Raw genomic sequence first — 13,754 nt, 5'->3', positions numbered from 1 at the left:
GACATCTGCAACACCCCCCACCCTCCCGCCGGACAGGCGCCGGAACGTCGGACGTGAGGGCGAGTTGGGGGGTACTGCGGGGGGCGGTACGGGGGCGGGGCTACTCCCGCGGGAGTACCGGGCCGGAGCATGCCGTTGCCGTGTGTGTGCGCGGTGGGCTATTCATGACGTTCATGACCACGGTGTCGACACGACCGGCCGATCCCTCCGAACTCGACCGGATCCGTTCCTTGTTGGAGACCTCGTACGGAGCGGGGCCGGCGCCGTCGAGGGAGGCGCTGGAGCACCTTCTGCGCCATGGCCTGGTGCGGGTGGCCGAGGTGGACGGAGCAGTGGCGGGGTGTGCCGCGGCGGAGTCGCCGTCCCCGGGGCACATGCGTCTGTGCGCGGTCGCCGTCGCGTCCGGAGCGCGGCGTCGGGGGGTCGGCGCACGGCTGGTGCGGGAGATCCTCGAGGAGGTCCCGGAGGCGCCCGGGGACCGGCCCACCATTTCCGCCGTCGTCGGTACCGGCGATCTGGACGCCGCTCGCTTCCTGCTCGCCTGCGGGTTCATAGGGACCCGGGTCTTCAAGCACGGGCGGGACGGGGGCCTTCGCATCCAGTACCAGCACAAGCTGCGGGTCGACTATGTGGACCCCGATGCCCGCCACCTGGTGCCGGCCGCGCTGCCGGAACAGCTCACGCAGTCCCTGGCCCCCGACGACCACGCCGTGACGGGCCTGGTCACCCTGGCCGAGGGGCCCGCCTTCGAGGTCACCCGGTTCGAGCGGGACGATCCGGCGTCGCTGCAGTCCGGGGAGGCGGCCGCGGGTATCGCCTTCTCCGGCTCGCTGCTGGCCGCCATCACCTTCCTGCTGGGCATCTCGTTCACGTCGGACCGGTTCCCCGATGACGTACGTCTGGTCCTCATCGGTTCGACCTTCAGCACCATGCTGTCCCTGATCGTGTACGCGAGCGCCTCCGGCGAACTGGCAAGGATCCGCGCCAACTCCTTCGGCCGGATCATGAAATGGGGGAACGTACTCTCCGAGTTCGGCGGCGTGCTGCCGTTCCTGATCACGCTGCCGGTCATCTACGCGGGGGTCGGCCACAACCGGTGGATCACCCTGCTCCTGGCTCTGGTGGCCGGTGCGGCGATCGCGGGATACGAGTGGTCCGAGTTCTCCATCGCCCACCGTTTCCGCAACACCGGAATCGGCTTCGTCCTCATGGTCCTCACCGCCGTCTCACCTTTGTACGGCGCCGCCGCGGTGACCACCGGCACGGTGAGCTGGCCGTGGGCGCTGCTCCTGATCGTGACGCTCACGGCGCGCACGTGGCTGTATCTCGCCCGCCGCGGTCCGGAGGCCGGGATCGCCAAGCGCCGTATGCAGTGGCAGATCAGGGAGTGAGGGACAGCAACCGCAGCACCGTGTCCGCCGTTTCGCGGCCGCATCCCCAGGACAGCGTGACTCCGCCGCCGCCGTGGCCGTAGCTGTGCACGACCGTGGTGGTGCCGCGACGTTCCTCCTCGAACCTGATCTCCGGTCGCGCCGGCCGCAGTCCGACCCGGCACTCGAGCACCCGGGCGTCCGCCAGCCGGGGGTCGATCTCCGCGCACCGCTGCACGATGCGGCGGGCCGTGTCGCCGTCCGGGTCGGTGTCCCAGCTGCCGGGTTCGGCGGTGCCTCCGAGAGCGACGGTGTCCCCATGGGGGTAGATGTAGACGAGGCTCTCCGCTCCGGGTGTGTCGTCGCAGAAGAACTCGCGGATGCCGGGGTTCTCGACGACGACCAGCTGGCCGCGTACCGGCTCGAGGGACGGGTCGGGGACGAGGGAGCGGGCCCCGGTGCCCGCGCAGTTGACGACGACGGGCCCCGGTCCTTCGCGCAGGACATCGGCGAGGGTGTCGTAGTGGTGGCGGCGCATCCGGCCGCCGGCGTCCCGCAGCCGCCGGGCGAGGTGGGCGAGGTAGCGCGGCATGTCGACGACCGGGGCCCGGTAGCGCCATCCGGTGACGAATCCGGGCACGAGTTCGTCGGAGGTGCACTGCCGGGCGCCGACCAGGGGTGCCCAGACGGGGAGGTCGCACGGGACGCGGGACTGCTGGGTTCCCTCCACCAGCCGCACCCCGCTGTCCTCGTCGTCGCTCAGCGCGGTCAGGGCGCCGAGGGTGTCGCGGCTCCAGCGCTCCACCAGTCCGGCGGGGCGTACGAGGTAGGGGTCCCACATCGCGCCGGCCGCGGCCGAGGTGGTCGCAGCCGGTTCCCGGCCGCTGACGACCTCCACGTCCACTCCGCGCTCCGCCAGGCAGACGGCCGTCGTCAGCCCCATGACACCCGCACCGATGACCAGAACGCTGTCCGCCACTGCTCGTCTCCTGTAGGGAGTCGCCGACTTGCCCGGAGCATTCAGCATGACATCACTACGGGTGGGGCGTCGGACCGGCGTGGTCGGGGCTTCCGGTCAGGACGGTGTCCGGGCCGCCGCTGTCAGGAGGCGGGTGATGTCGTCCGAGCAGATGGTGAGGGCCGCGCCGACCGTGGCGAGGGCGTCGCGTTCGGCGGGGGTGTAGGGGCCGTCGGCGAGGGCGATGCGGGCGCCCTGGAGGAGGATGGACTCGCGGCCGGGGGCGGCGAGGTGCGGGGCGAGGGGGTCGAGGGCCTCGTGGAGCTCGATGGCGAGGCCCGCCGCGCAGGGTTCGCCGGTGAAGCGGCCGGTGTCGGCCTCCAGCGCCTCGACGAGCGCGGCCAGCTGCTCCTCCGTGCAGTCGTCGAAGCCGGCCGCGCGCACCCCGACCGCGGCCGTCTCCAGGGAAGCGCGCGAGCAGACGCCGCCCGCGGCCAGGACCGCGAGGGCGACGGTGTGGACGGCGTCGCGGAGCATCGCGGAGAAGCGGGTGGTGGTGGGGTGGTCCAGGACGTCGGTGCCGTAGTGGCGGCGGCAGGCGGCGCACTCGACGGTCGGTGCGGACTCACCGCGCGGCAGCACGGGCACGCCGAGCAGGGTGAAGCGGCGGCGTCCGGTGAGCCGCTGGTAGTTGCGGTCGCCGCCGCAGCCGGGGCAGAAGAACTCCCCGTCGCCGACGGCCGTCCACGCGGTGCGGGTGCCCATGAGACGCGACAGTCCGACAGCGGCGGCACGGCCGTTGGGTCCCCGTTCTGGCAGCACGTCGCACCTCCATCAACGCCACAGCACCATCGCCGCGCTTGCGTGATGTTAGCCACATCCGTGAGGCTGAGTCAGTACCCCCGACGAGACCTTCCCGTGACCTGCACACTCATTGGCCGGTAAACGACGGGGCCCCGCCCGCCGCAAACGGCGGGCGGGGCCCCTCAAACCCCACGAAACGGCTGATCAGCGCGCCGCGCGGTTGACGGCCGAGACGACCGCCTTCAGCGAGGCCCGCGTCGTGTTCGCGTCGATTCCGATGCCCCACAGAACCTTGTCGCCGATCGCGCACTCGATGTACGAGGCGGCCTGTGCGGAAGCGCCCTCGCTCATGGTGTGCTCCTGGTAGTCCAGCAGGCGTACGTCGATGCCGATGCCCTGCAGTGCGTGGAAAAAGGCCGAAATCGGACCGTTGCCGGTGCCGACCAGGGTGGTCTCCTCGCCGTCCACGGTCGCCTCGACGGTGAGGGTGTCCACGCCGTCGTGGTCGGTGGTGCTCTGGCCGCGTGCGACCTGGATGCGGCCCCAGGGGTTCTCCGGGTTGGGCAGGTACTCGTCCTGGAAGACGTCCCAGATCGCGGTCGGCGTGATCTCGCCGCCCTCGGCGTCCGTCTTCGCCTGGATGATCTTCGAGAACTCGATCTGCATCCGGCGCGGCAGGTCCAGCTTGTGGTCGTTCTTCAGGACGTAGGCGATACCGCCCTTGCCGGACTGCGAGTTGACGCGGATGACGGCCTCGTAGGAGCGGCCGACGTCCTTGGGATCGATGGGCAGGTACGGGACCGCCCACTCGATGTCGTCGACGGTGACGCCCTTGGCTTTCGCGTCGGCCTCCATGGCGTCGAAGCCCTTCTTGATGGCGTCCTGGTGGGAGCCGGAGAAGGACGTGTAGACCAGGTCGCCCACGTACGGGTGGCGCGGGTGGACCTCCATCTGGTTGCAGTACTCCCACGTGCGACGGATCTCGTCGATGTCGGAGAAGTCGATCTGCGGGTCGACGCCCTGGGAGAACAGGTTCATGCCCAGGGTGACCAGGTCGACGTTGCCGGTGCGCTCGCCCTGTCCGAACAGGCAGCCCTCGACGCGGTCGGCGCCGGCCATCAGCGCCAGCTCGGCGGCGGCGACGGCGGTGCCGCGGTCGTTGTGGGGGTGGACGGACAGACAGACGTACTCGCGGCGGGACAGGTGGCGGCCCATCCACTCGAAGCGGTCGGCGTGGGTGGAGGGGGTGGAGCGCTCCACCGTGGCGGGCAGGTTGAGGATGATCTCGCGGCCCGGGCCGGGCTGGTAGGTGTCCATCACCGCCTCGCAGACCTCCAGCGCGAAGTCCAGCTCGGTGTCGGTGAAGATCTCCGGGCTGTACTGGTAGCCGAACTCCGTCTCCGGGCCCAGCAGTTTGTCGGCGTACTCCATCACCAGCCGGGTGCCGTCGACGGCGATCTGCTTGATGTCGTCCTTGGAGCCGCGGAAGACCACGCGGCGGAAGACGGGGGCGGTGGCGTTGTACAGGTGCACGGTGGCGCGCTTGGCGCCCTTCAGGGACTCCACCGTCCGCTCGATCAGGTCCTCACGGGCCTGGGTCAGTACGGAGATGGTGACGTCGTCCGGGATCGCGTCCGGGTCCTCGACGATGGAGCGGACGAAGTCGAAGTCGGTCTGGCCGGACGCGGGGAAGCCGACCTCGATCTCCTTGTAGCCCATCGTGACCAGCAGGTCGAACATCGCGCGCTTGCGGGCGGGCGACATGGGGTCGATCAGGGCCTGATTGCCGTCGCGCAGGTCGGTGGAGAGCCAGCGGGGGGCGGTGGTGATCCGCTTCTCCGGCCAGGTGCGGTCGGGGATGTCGACCTGCTCGTAGCGGCCGTACTTCTGGATCGGCATGGAACTGGGCTGCTGGCGGTTTGCCATGGTGCGTGGGCTCCTCGGGGGTCCGCGGGGTGTCCTGGTGGACGGCCGACGGCGCAGCGCCGAACTCCGCGGGGAGGGGGTCGGCCTCTATTGCAGACCCTCACCGCGGCAGCTAAGGAGAAGCAGCCCGAAACGCATGATGCTCCGCAGCTTAACCGAGTCGCCCACCGTGCGAGGGTCCGTATCAGTATGCGGGACCGGCGGGATGAAGTGGACAAAAAGTGCCGTATACCACTTCCCGCGAGTCCCGGGGGGTGAGTGATGGCGGATTTCACCAATCATGGTTGCGAGGGGTGACAGTCCGGTGACGCAGTGCGATGGTTCCGGCATGACCACCAACGGGGGCATCGAGCCCGTCTTCTGCACCATCGTCCCGCCGCACGTCCTCGACCGGCTCGCGCAGGCCGAGGACCCCGTGCTCCACGGTCCCGCCCGCCGGACCCTCCGGCGCGACGCCTACGAGCGCACCCAGCGACGGCTGACCACGGTCGTCGGCGCGCCGGCCGTCGCGACGCTCGCCGAGGCGGAGCCGGGCACGCCGCACCGCACGATCTACGACGCCCGGCACGGCACCGGCCTGCCGGGGCACAAGGTGCGCGGCGAGGGCGACGCGCCCGGCAAGGACGCCACCGTCAACCGCGCCCACGCCGGGCTCGGTGCCACGTTCGAGCTGTTCCTGAAGGCGTACGCCCGTGACTCGATCGACGGCAACGGGCTGCCGATGGACGCGACCGTGCACTACGACGAGGACTACAACAACGCCTTCTGGAACGGCGAGCAGATGGTCTTCGGCGACGGGGACGGGGAGATCTTCCTCGACTTCACCATCCCCGTCGACGTCATCGGCCACGAACTGGCCCACGGCGTCACGCAGTACACCGCGAACCTGGACTACTTCGGCCAGTCCGGCGCGCTCAACGAGTCGGTGTCGGACGTCTTCGGCGCGCTCATCAAGCAGTACACGCTGGGCCAGACCGCGGACGAGGCCGACTGGCTGATCGGGGCCGGGCTGCTCGCCCCGCGCGTCACGGGCAAGGCGCTGCGCTCCATGAAGGAGCCCGGCACGGCGTACGACGACGACGTGCTCGGCAAGGACCCGCAGCCCGCGACGATGGACGACTACGTCCGCACCGGCCGCGACAACGGCGGTGTGCACATCAACTCCGGCATCCCGAACCACGCCTTCTACCTGGCGGCCACCACGCTCGGCGGACACGCCTGGGAGCGGGCCGGGCAGGTCTGGTACGACGTGCTGACGGGCGGCGAGCTGGGGCAGGACGCGCAGTTCCCGGACTTCGCCACGCTCACGGTGAAGGCGGCGCGCGCCCGGTACGGGGAGGGCGAGGAGCTCCAGGCGGTGACGAAGGCCTGGGAGCGGGTGGGGGTGCGGACGCTGTAGTTCCGTACTAGACACGGACCCATGCGTATTCAGGTGCGGCGCACGGGCGGGTTCGCGGGGATCGAGCGGGAGGCCGAGGTGGACACCTCGGGGCGGCCCGACGCCCATGAGTGGCACGCCCTGGCCGAGCGGGCCCTCGCCGCCGGCCGGGGCGCCCCGCCTGCGGGGGTGCCGGACGGCTTCAGCTACCGGATCACGGTGGACGGGAGGTCGGTGTACTGCGCGGATCCCCGGCTGACCCCGGAGCAGCGCAGACTGATCGGCCGCGTGCTGAAGGAGGGCGCATGACCCCTGAGGCGCAAGGGCGTTGACTTCGCTCGGGGTCGGTGCGGATGATCCGGGCCATGGCGACGACGAACCCGATGCCCCGCTTCCCGGACGGCTTCCTGTGGGGTGTGTCGACCTCGGCGCACCAGATCGAGGGGGCGGCGGACGAGCGCGAGACCTCCGTGTGGGACGTGTTCTCGGCGGAGCCGGGGCGGGTGCGGGACGGCTCGACGGCTGCGGTCGCCTGCGACCACGTCCACCGTCACGCCGAGGACGTGGCGCTGCTGGCCGGGCTGGGGGTGGACGCGTACCGCTTCTCCGTCTCCTGGCCGAGGGTGCTGGCCGAGGGCGGTCTGGACTTCTACGACCGGCTGGTCGACGACCTGTGCGCGGCGGGCGTGCGGCCGGTGCCGACGCTGTTCCACTGGGATCTGCCGGTCGGTCTCGACTGGCTGGAGCGGGACACGGCGGAGCGGTTCGCGGAGTACGTGTCGGAGGTCGCCGAGCGGCTGGGCGACCGGGTGAAGAAGTGGATCACACTCAACGAACCCGCCGAGCACACCCTGCTGGGGCATGCGCTGGGCGTGCACGCGCCCGGGCGGACCCTGCTCTTCGACGCGCTGCCGGTGGCCCATCACCAGCTCCTCGCGCACGGTCTGGCGGTACGGGCGCTGCGGGCGGCGGGGGCGGGTGACATCGGGATCGCCAACTCCCACGCGCCGACCTGGCCGGCGTCACAGGACGAGGCGGACGTGGCGGCGGCCGACTTCTACGACGTCCTGGTGAACCGGATGTTCGCCGACCCGCTGCTGCTCGGCCGCTACCCGGAGGGCATCGGCGAGCTGATGCCGGGGGACGTCGAGGCGGACCTGACGGTCGTCGCCGAGCCGCTGGACTGGTACGGGATCAACTACTACGCGCCGACGAGCGTGGGCGCGCCGCAGGGCACGGAGATCGACTTCGGCGGTGTCCGGATGCCGGCCGAACTGCCCTTCTCGGTACGGCGGATCGAGGGCCGCCCGGTGACCGACTTCGGCTGGCCGGTGGATCCGGAGGCGCTGACGGAGGTCCTCACCGCGTTCCGCGCCCGCTACGGCGACCGCCTTCCGCCGGTGGTCGTCACGGAGAACGGCTGCGCCTACGACGGTCTGGACGACCGGGACCGGATCGCGTTCCTCGACGGCCACATCCGCGCGCTGCACCGGGCGGTCGAGGCGGGCGTGGACGTGCGCGGCTACTTCGTGTGGTCCCTGATGGACAACTTCGAGTGGGCCGAGGGCTACGCCCGCCGCTTCGGCCTGGTCCACGTCGACTTCGACACCCTGACACGGACCCCGAAGACGTCGTACGGCTGGTACCGGGAGCTCCTGCGCGAGCAGCACCGCTGAGAGCTACCCCTGTGCCGTCAGAAACCCAGCCGGCGCAACTGCTTCGGGTCCCGCTGCCAGTCCTTGGCGACCTTCACATGGAGGTCGAGGCCGCACCGACATGCGGCTACCGCCGCACGGCCGGCGTTCCGAGGAGTGCCTCGATCTGTTTGCGGGACTTGATGCCGACACCGCCCCCGTCAGACGTCAGAAACCCAGCCGGCGCAACTGCTTCGGGTCCCGCTGCCAGTCCTTGGCGACCTTCACATGGAGGTCGAGGAAGACCGGTGTTCCGAGGAGGGCCTCGATCTGCTTGCGGGACTTGATGCCGACGTCCTTCAGGCGCTTGCCCTTGGGGCCGATGACGATGCCCTTCTGGCTGGGGCGCTCGATGAAGAGGTTGGCGTGGATGTCGAGCAGGGGCTTGTCGGCGGGGCGGTCCTCGCGCGGGAGCATCTCCTCGACGACCACGGCGATGGAGTGGGGCAGTTCGTCACGGACGCCCTCCAGGGCGGCCTCGCGGATCAGCTCCGCCACCATGACCTGCTCGGGTTCGTCGGTGAGGTCGCCCTCGGGGTAGAGGGCGGGGCCCTCCGGCATCAGCGGGATGAGGAGGTCGGCCAGCAGGTCGACCTGCCGGTTCGCGGTCGCGGAGACCGGGATGATCTCGGCCCAGGTGATGCCCAGCTCCTCGCCCAGCCGGTCGACGGCGATCAGCTGTTCGGCCAGCGTCTTGCCGTCCACCAGGTCGGTCTTGGTGACGATGGCGATCTTCGGGGTCTTCTTGATGCCGGCCAGTTCCTTGGCGATGAAGCGGTCGCCGGGGCCGATCTTCTCGTTCGCCGGGAGGCAGAAGCCGATCGCGTCGACCTCCGCCCACGTGGTGCGCACCACGTCGTTCAGCCGCTCGCCGAGCAGGGTGCGCGGCTTGTGCAGGCCGGGGGTGTCCACCAGGATCAGCTGGGCGTCCGGCCGGTGCACGATGCCGCGCACGGTGTGCCGGGTCGTCTGCGGCCGGTTGGAGGTGATCGCCACCTTCTGCCCGACCAGAGCGTTCGTGAGGGTGGACTTGCCCGCGTTGGGGCGGCCCACGAAGCAGGCGAAACCGGCCCGGTGGACGGCTTCGGCCGGCTGCTCGGATGACTGGGTACGAACACTCATGCCGCCCATTCTCCCTGATGCGGGAGGCACCGCCGTACCACCGTCCGGAACGGGCCGGGCGGGGGCTCCCGTGCGGGCCCCCGACCGGCCGTCCGTCCGCCCGGCGGATCAGTCGAAGACGAACGGGCCCGGAGACTGCGGCGCGGTCGCCGTGCAGGTGATGGTGATGAAGCCGAACGCGGTGACCTTGAGGGTGCCGCCGAACGCCTCGAGGCTGTCGCCGGAGGCCACGGTCCCGGAGAGCGGACCGACCTCGAGCGCGTCACCGGTCGCCATGGCCGGGTTCTTGGTGCCCTTGAATACGCTGGTGCCGCCGCCGGCCTTCACCATGGTCAGCTCCGAGACCAGCGAGTCCTGACTGAGCGCGACGGGCGCGGTGACCGCGGAGGTGTTGATGGTGATGGTGGCGGACGTGCCGTTCTGGGTGGCCGTGAGGGTGGCGTCGCCGCCGCCCCAGCTGCCGCAGTCGGCGTTGACCGTCGCCGACCCGGGGGCGACGGCCGCGGCGCTGGGGGCGAACGCCAGCCCGCAGACCGCGAGAGCACCGGCCGCCAGGGACACACCTGTTCCGAATCGCTTGCCTCTCATGGAATCCGGCTCCCTTTCCGTGTGGGGGGGAACTCCGTGGGGGAATTCCGTGGGGGGAACGGTGTCCATTGATGCGCGGGAGGCAGTGCGCGACAAGGTTGAAATCTGGCCTATTTACCGGCGGTAACACCGCGAGCTTCGGCCACGCCGGATCAGCCCGCGGTGAGCGTCTCCCGGACGGTCCCGTCGGGGCCGGCCACCAGCACCGGCGTCCCCGCCCCGCCGAGATCCCGTACGGCGGCCACGTCGTCGGCCGGCACCGTGCCCGCCTCCGTCACCACGGCCGCCGCCTCCAGCGACGTCGCGCCCGACGCCACGGCCATCGCCACCGCCGTCCGCAGGGCGCTCAGCCGCAGAGAGTCCAGGGCCACGGTGCCCGCGACATACGTCCGCCCGGTCTCGTCGCGTACGGCGGCCCCCTCGGGCACACCGTTGCGGGCCCGCGCGGAACGGGCCAGGGTGACGATCTTGCGGTCCTCGGGGTCGAGCGCGCTGCTGTCGGTCATGATCCGAGCATAATCCGAGCACAGAGGGACCCGCGGGGGACCTCAGGGGCGGTCGAGGCGGAGGCGCTCGGCGCGCGGGAGGCCGGCCACGACCAGGTCGTAGGAGTCCTCGACCAGTTCCTCGACCAGGCGGTCGGGGAGGGAGCCGTCCGCCGTGACGGTGTTCCAGTGGCGCTTGTTCATGTGGTACCCGGGGACGATCAGCCCCGGGTGCTCGGCGCGCAGCCGGATCGCGTCCTCGGGGTCGCACTTGAGGTTCACCCTCAGCGGCCGCGCGTCCAGGGCGGTCAGCGCGAAGAGCTTGCCCCCGACCTTGAAGACCGAGGTCTCCGGGTTGAAGGGGAAGTCCTCCACGGCCGCGTTGAAGGACAGGCACAGCGTGCGCAGTCGCCCCGGGGTCACTCCGGCCCCGCCTCCTCGCCCGCGGGCGGATCCGCGGGACCCACCGGCTCCACCAGCACGGTCACGATCTTGTTCCGGCGTCCGGCCGAGGACTCCGCGGTCAGCCGCAGCGTGCGCGCGTCGGGGAGCTCGACCTCGGAGGAGGCGCCCGCGATCGGCACCCGGCCGAGCCGCTTGGCGAGCAGCCCTCCGACCGTCTCCACGTCCTCGTCGTCGAACTCCTCCAGCCCGTACAGCTCGCCGAGGTCGGTGATGTCGAGGCGGGCGGTGACCCGGTAGCGGTCCTCGCCGAGCTCCTCCACGGGCGGCAGCTCACGGTCGTACTCGTCGGTGATCTCGCCGACGATCTCCTCGAGGATGTCCTCGATGGTGACGATGCCGGCGGTGCCGCCGTACTCGTCGACGGCGACGGCGACGTGGTTGCGTTCCTTCTGCATCTCCCGCAGCAGGTCGCCGGCGTTCTTGGTGTCGGGCACGAAGAACGCCGGGCGCATCGCCGTGGACACCAGCTCGCTCTCGGCGTCGCGGCTGATGTGCGTCTTGCGGGCCAGGTCCTTGAGGTAGACGATCCCGACGATGTCGTCCTCGCTCTCGCCGGTCACCGGTATGCGGGAGAAGCCGGAGCGCAGGGCGAGCGTGAGGGCCTGCCGGATGGTCTTGTACCGCTCGATGACCACCAGGTCGGTGCGGGGCACCATGACCTCGCGCACCAGCGTGTCGCCGAGCTCGAAGACCGAGTGCACCATGCGGCGCTCCTCGTCCTCGATCAGCGACTCCGCCTCCGCCAGGTCCACCAGCGCGCGCAGCTCCGCCTCGGAGGCGAAGGGTCCGCGCCGGAAGCCCTTGCCCGGGGTGAGCGCGTTGCCGATGAGGATCAGCAGCGACGGGATCGGGCCCATGACCCGCGCGAGCGGCACCAGGACGTACGCGGCGGCCGTGGCCGTGTTCAGCGGGTGCTGGCGGCCGATGGTGCGTGGGGAGACCCCGACGGCGACGTACGACACCAGGACCATGATCGCGATGGCGATCAGCAGGGCCTCGGCGGTCCCGTCGAACTCTCTGAGGCAGCCGTAGGTGATCAGCGACGCGGCGGCCATCTCGCAGACGACCCGCACCAGCAGCGCGACGTTGAGGTAGCGGGTCGGGTCCGCGGAGATCTGCGCCAGCCGGGCACTGCCCCGGCGGCCGGACCGTACGGCCTCCTCGGCGCGGAAGCTGGAGACACGCGCGATGCCCGCCTCCGCACAGGCGGCCAGCCAGGCGACCACCACCAGGGCGATCGCGCCGAGCACGAGGGTCGGACTCATGACACGGTGGGGGCCGGGGACGGGCCGGTGAGGCCCCGCTCCGCACGCCAGCCGTCCACGATGGCGGCCTGCAGGCCGAACATCTCGGCCTTCTCGTCCGGTTCCTCGTGGTCGTAACCGAGCAGGTGCAGCACACCGTGGACGGTGAGCAGCTGGAGCTCCTCGTCCATGGTGTGCCGCGTCTCCGCCTCCTGCCCCTGCTGGGCGGCGACCTCGGGGCAGAGCACGATGTCGCCGAGCAGCCCCTGCGGGGGCTCGTCGTCGTCCTTGGACGGGGGCCGCAGCTCGTCCATCGGGAACGACATGACGTCCGTCGGGCCGGGCAGGTCCATCCACTGGATGTGCAGCTGCTCCATGGCACCGGCGTCCACCACGATCACCGAGAGCTCGGAGAGCGGGTGGATGCGCATCCGCGCGAGCGCGTAGCGGGCGATGTCGAGGATCGCCTGCTCGTCGACCTCGGTTCCGGACTCGTTGTTGACGTCGATCGACATCTGGTGCTCGGTCTACTTCCCCTTGTGCCCGGACTTGCCGCGGCCGCCCTTGTGGGTGCCGTTCTGGGTGCCGTGCTTGCTGTCGTACTGCTCGTACGCGTCGACGATACGGCCCACCAGCTTGTGCCGGACGACATCGTGGGACGACAGCCGGGAGAAGTGGACGTCGTCCAGGCCCTCCAGGATGTCCTGCACCTGCCGCAGTCCGGACTTCGTGCCGTCGGGCAGGTCGACCTGGGTGACGTCGCCCGTGATCACTATCTTCGAGTCGAAGCCGAGGCGGGTGAGGAACATCTTCATCTGCTCGGGGCTGGTGTTCTGGGCCTCGTCGAGAATGATGAACGCGTCGTTGAGCGTGCGGCCGCGCATGTACGCGAGCGGCGCGACCTCGATCGTTCCCGCCGCCATCAGGCGGGGGATGGAGTCGGGGTCGAGCATGTCGTGCAGCGCGTCGTACAGCGGGCGCAGATACGGGTCGATCTTCTCGTAGAGCGTGCCCGGCAGGAAGCCGAGCCGCTCCCCCGCCTCGACCGCGGGCCGGGTCAGGATGATGCGGTTGACCTGCTTGGACTGCAGGGCCTGCACCGCCTTGGCCATGGCGAGATACGTCTTGCCGGTACCCGCCGGGCCGATGCCGAAGACGATGGTGTGCTTGTCGATCGCGTCCACGTAGCGCTTCTGGTTGAGCGTCTTGGGGCGGATCGTGCGGCCACGCGAGGACAGGATGTTCTGCGTGAGCACCTGGGCCGGGGTCTCCTGGCCGTCGCTCTCCCCGTCCTCGCTCGCCTTGAGCATGGCGATCGAGCGTTCCACTGCGTCCTCCGTCATCGGCTGCCCGGTGCGGAGCACCAGCATCATCTCGTCGAACACGCGCGAAATGAGGGCGACTTCCGTGGCGTCGCCGACCGCGCTGATCTCATTGCCCCGGACATGGATGTCGGCCCCCGGGAAGGCCTTCTCGATCACGCGCAGGAGGGAGTCTCCGGACCCCAGCACGGTCACCATGGGGTGCTGGGCGGGGACGGTGAAATGCACTCTCGCCTGTCCCTGCGCGGGGGTGTGAGCTGTGGGTGTCTGAGTCATGGGCCGGCTCTGAAGGCCTGCGGATCCTCCTCTTCAGGGCCGCGCGACTGAGGGCGGCCTCGCCTCTCCCAGGGTACGACGGAGGGGTGACAACTCCGTAGGCCTTTTACTCACCGTGGGGC

Annotated in this window: 14 protein-coding genes; 4 read left to right on the top strand and 10 right to left on the bottom strand. The window is 70.6% G+C overall.

Annotation, left to right across the window (positions count from 1 at the left end; all coding sequences use genetic code 11):
- Positions 1–164: 164 nt before the first annotated feature.
- Positions 165–1,391, top strand: a complete 1,227-nt coding sequence (locus ACZ44S_RS00755; protein ID WP_466922751.1) for a GNAT family N-acetyltransferase — start codon at positions 165–167, stop codon at positions 1,389–1,391.
- On the opposite strand, the gene ACZ44S_RS00750 is transcribed toward ACZ44S_RS00755, so the two are convergent.
- From ACZ44S_RS00750 to leuA, 3 genes are all read right to left on the bottom strand, one after another.
- Positions 1,381–2,349, bottom strand: coding sequence for an FAD-dependent oxidoreductase (locus ACZ44S_RS00750; protein WP_466922748.1), 969 nt, complete (start codon positions 2,347–2,349; stop codon positions 1,381–1,383). The genes ACZ44S_RS00755 and ACZ44S_RS00750 overlap by 11 nt on opposite strands.
- A 96-nt stretch (positions 2,350–2,445) precedes the next feature.
- A complete protein-coding gene (locus tag ACZ44S_RS00745; RefSeq protein WP_466922745.1) occupies positions 2,446–3,150 on the bottom strand; it encodes a TerB family tellurite resistance protein in 705 nt (234 codons plus the stop codon).
- Positions 3,151–3,336: 186 nt separating this feature from the next.
- Positions 3,337–5,058, bottom strand: a complete 1,722-nt coding sequence (gene leuA / locus ACZ44S_RS00740) for a 2-isopropylmalate synthase (protein ID WP_466922742.1) — start codon at positions 5,056–5,058, stop codon at positions 3,337–3,339.
- Between the two features lie 328 nt (positions 5,059–5,386).
- On the opposite strand from leuA, the gene ACZ44S_RS00735 reads away from it, so the two are divergent.
- The 3 genes from ACZ44S_RS00735 to ACZ44S_RS00725 are packed head-to-tail and all read left to right on the top strand — an operon-like array spanning position 5,387 to position 8,112.
- Positions 5,387–6,457, top strand: coding sequence for a M4 family metallopeptidase (locus ACZ44S_RS00735; RefSeq protein ID WP_466922739.1), 1,071 nt, complete (start codon positions 5,387–5,389; stop codon positions 6,455–6,457).
- Positions 6,458–6,478: 21 nt separating this feature from the next.
- A complete protein-coding gene (locus ACZ44S_RS00730; protein WP_466922736.1) occupies positions 6,479–6,745 on the top strand; it encodes a protealysin inhibitor emfourin in 267 nt (88 codons plus the stop codon).
- A 56-nt stretch (positions 6,746–6,801) separates the two neighbouring features.
- Positions 6,802–8,112 carry a GH1 family beta-glucosidase gene (locus tag ACZ44S_RS00725; RefSeq protein WP_466922733.1) on the top strand — a complete coding sequence of 437 codons (1,311 nt, stop codon included), beginning with the start codon at positions 6,802–6,804 and terminating at the stop codon, positions 8,110–8,112.
- A gap of 186 nt (positions 8,113–8,298) precedes the next feature.
- Here the strand turns inward: ACZ44S_RS00725 and era are convergent, their stop codons facing one another.
- The 7 genes from era to ACZ44S_RS00690 all read right to left on the bottom strand — a co-directional run bounded on the left by era (position 8,299) and on the right by ACZ44S_RS00690 (position 13,632).
- Complete coding sequence (gene era, locus ACZ44S_RS00720; RefSeq protein WP_190166148.1) at positions 8,299–9,252, bottom strand: GTPase Era; 954 nt, start codon at positions 9,250–9,252, stop codon at positions 8,299–8,301.
- 108 nt (positions 9,253–9,360) lie between these two features.
- Entirely contained in the window at positions 9,361–9,840 is a 480-nt protein-coding gene (locus ACZ44S_RS00715; protein ID WP_466922729.1) for a hypothetical protein, read from the bottom strand.
- A gap of 152 nt (positions 9,841–9,992) precedes the next feature.
- Positions 9,993–10,346 carry a cytidine deaminase gene (locus tag ACZ44S_RS00710; RefSeq protein ID WP_466922726.1) on the bottom strand — a complete coding sequence of 118 codons (354 nt, stop codon included), beginning with the start codon at positions 10,344–10,346 and terminating at the stop codon, positions 9,993–9,995.
- A gap of 42 nt (positions 10,347–10,388) precedes the next feature.
- Positions 10,389–10,748, bottom strand: a complete 360-nt coding sequence (locus tag ACZ44S_RS00705; protein WP_466922723.1) for an MmcQ/YjbR family DNA-binding protein — start codon at positions 10,746–10,748, stop codon at positions 10,389–10,391.
- Positions 10,745–12,055 carry a hemolysin family protein gene (locus ACZ44S_RS00700; protein WP_466922720.1) on the bottom strand — a complete coding sequence of 437 codons (1,311 nt, stop codon included), beginning with the start codon at positions 12,053–12,055 and terminating at the stop codon, positions 10,745–10,747. Before ACZ44S_RS00700 ends, ACZ44S_RS00705 begins: the two co-directional genes overlap by 4 nt.
- Positions 12,052–12,549: an rRNA maturation RNase YbeY gene (gene ybeY / locus ACZ44S_RS00695; protein WP_466922717.1), complete on the bottom strand. Its 498-nt coding sequence runs from the start codon at positions 12,547–12,549 to the stop codon at positions 12,052–12,054. The genes ACZ44S_RS00700 and ybeY overlap by 4 nt, the downstream gene beginning before the upstream one ends.
- A 12-nt stretch (positions 12,550–12,561) precedes the next feature.
- The gene (locus tag ACZ44S_RS00690) at positions 12,562–13,632 is read right to left on the bottom strand and encodes a PhoH family protein (RefSeq protein ID WP_466922714.1); all 1,071 of its coding nucleotides are present in this window, start codon (positions 13,630–13,632) and stop codon (positions 12,562–12,564) included.
- Between the last annotated feature and the right edge of the window lie 122 nt (positions 13,633–13,754).

The organism is Streptomyces malachitofuscus, from assembly GCF_055571035.1.
The sequence above is the reverse complement of the archived record's forward strand: the minus strand, read 5'-3'. Positions and strand labels throughout refer to the sequence as shown.